The organism is Brevundimonas sp., assembly GCF_041911375.1.
Classification (GTDB): domain Bacteria; phylum Pseudomonadota; class Alphaproteobacteria; order Caulobacterales; family Caulobacteraceae; genus Brevundimonas.
In genome coordinates, this window is sequence record NZ_JAYRPA010000027.1 from 1 (window position 1) to 1,857 (window position 1,857).

The 1,857-nt window shown below is 68.9% G+C and carries 1 protein-coding gene and 1 pseudogene; both read left to right on the plus strand.

Annotated features, from left to right (window positions below; all coding sequences use genetic code 11):
* A pseudogene (locus tag ACE3PU_RS06530) lies at nucleotides 1-697 on the plus strand (hypothetical protein); the annotation flags it as partial.
* The coding region (locus tag ACE3PU_RS06535; RefSeq protein WP_374387901.1) for a glycosyltransferase family 39 protein at nucleotides 694-1,857 on the plus strand (1,164 nt) is incomplete at its 3' end. The pseudogene ACE3PU_RS06530 and the gene ACE3PU_RS06535, both read left to right, overlap by 4 nt.

A 1,857-nucleotide genomic window follows, 5' to 3' on the forward strand; every position in this document is an offset into this window, starting at 1 on the left:
GCAGAATGACCCGATCGACATTCCGCGCATGGTCGCCCGGCTGTTGAACGAAGACCTCGACCTCGTCGCCGGCTGGCGGCAGAACCGCCAGGACGGGCTGTTCCTGCGTAAGATCCCGTCGAAGATCGCCAACAAGCTGATCGCCCGCATGACCGGCGTCAAGCTGCGTGATTACGGCTGCAGCCTCAAGGCCTTCCGGGGTAGCGTCATCAAGAGCGTGCGCCTCTATGGCGAGATGCACCGCTTCATCCCGGCCTGGCTGGCCACCGTGACGACGCCGCGCCGCATCGCCCAGGAACCGACGACCCACCACGCGCGCACCGCCGGCGTCTCGAAATACGGCATTTCGCGCACCTTCCGCGTCATCCTCGACCTCATCGCGGTGTATTTCTTCATGCGCTTCCGCGCCCGCCCCGGCCATTTCTTTGGCGGCATCGGCCTCGGTCTGACGGCACTCTCCGGCCTGGTGCTGGCCTGGCTGGCGTGGGTCAAGTTCGGCCTCGGCAACCCGATCGGCGGCCGCCCGGCGCTGATCGTCGGCATCGGCGGCCTGATCGCCGGCGTCCATTTCATCACCACCGGCGTGCTCGCCGAACTGCTCGCCCGCATCTACTTCGAGTCCGGCACCATCCGCTCCTATTCGGCGCGCCCGGAGACCCCGCTGGCCGCCGACGAAGGCTGGCACAAGCCGGCGTGACGGCTGTTGCGGTCGACGCCGGAATTTACGAGAAATCCGGCGGCAAAATCCTGCTCGGCCTGACGGCCCTCCTGCTCGCCTGGCGCTTCTGGGTCATCCCGCACATGGGCGTCACGCTCTACGTCGACGAGGCGCAATACTGGACCTGGGCGCAGCACCTCGATTGGGGCTATTTCTCCAAGCCGCCCGGCGTCGCGGCGCTGATCGCCCTGTCCACCGCGCTGTTCGGCGACGGCCTGCTCGGCGTCAAGGCGCTGGCCATGCTCTGCTACCCGCTCGCCGCCGCCGCCTGCTGGGCCATCGCCCGCCGCCTCTACGACGCGCGCGTCGCCTTCTGGTCGGCACTGGCCGTGCTGACCCTGCCGATCTTCGCCTGGCTCGGCCTCTTCGTCTCGACCGACGCCCTGCTCACCCTGTTCTGGGCGCTGGCGCTGTGGGCCTACCTGCGTGCGCTGGACAGCGACGCCTGGGGCGACTGGCTGCTGCTCGGCGCCATCTGCGGCCTCGGCCTGCTCTCCAAATACACGATGGCCGCCTGGCTGGGTGCCGCCTTCCTGCACCTGCTGGCCTTCCACCGCCGCCGCCTGGCGTCGCCCAAACCCTGGCTGGCCGCCGGGCTGGCGCTGCTCATCCTCGGACCGAACCTGGGGTGGAACGTCGCCCACGATTTCCCGACCCTGAAGCACACCGCTGACATCACCGTGAACCGCAAGGCCGGCGGCGGCCTGAAGGCGCTCGGCGAATTCTGGGCGGCGCAATGGGGCGCCTTCGGACCGGTGCTCGGCAGCGTTTTTTTCATCCTGCTCTTTCAGGTGCGCAAGAGCTGGTCCGACGAGCGCACGCGGCTCCTGCTGTGGTTCGCCCTGCCGCTGTGGGCGGTCGTCTCGGCGCAGGCCTTCAAGAGCACGGCCAACGCCAACTGGGCGGCGCCGGCCTTCGCGCCGGCCGCCATCGCCGTCGTCGCCTGGCTGCTGCAGCGCGGCAGGCAGCGGCTGCTGATCGCCGGCATCGCGCTCAACATCGCCCTGATCGGCGTCGCCTACCACTGGCCGCTGGTGCTTGCTGCGGTCGACGGGCAAAAACAGGCAAAAATGAATTTCTACGCCCGCGCCCAGGGCTGGGACGACCTCGGCCGGCAACTGACGCCGCTGCTGCAGGCC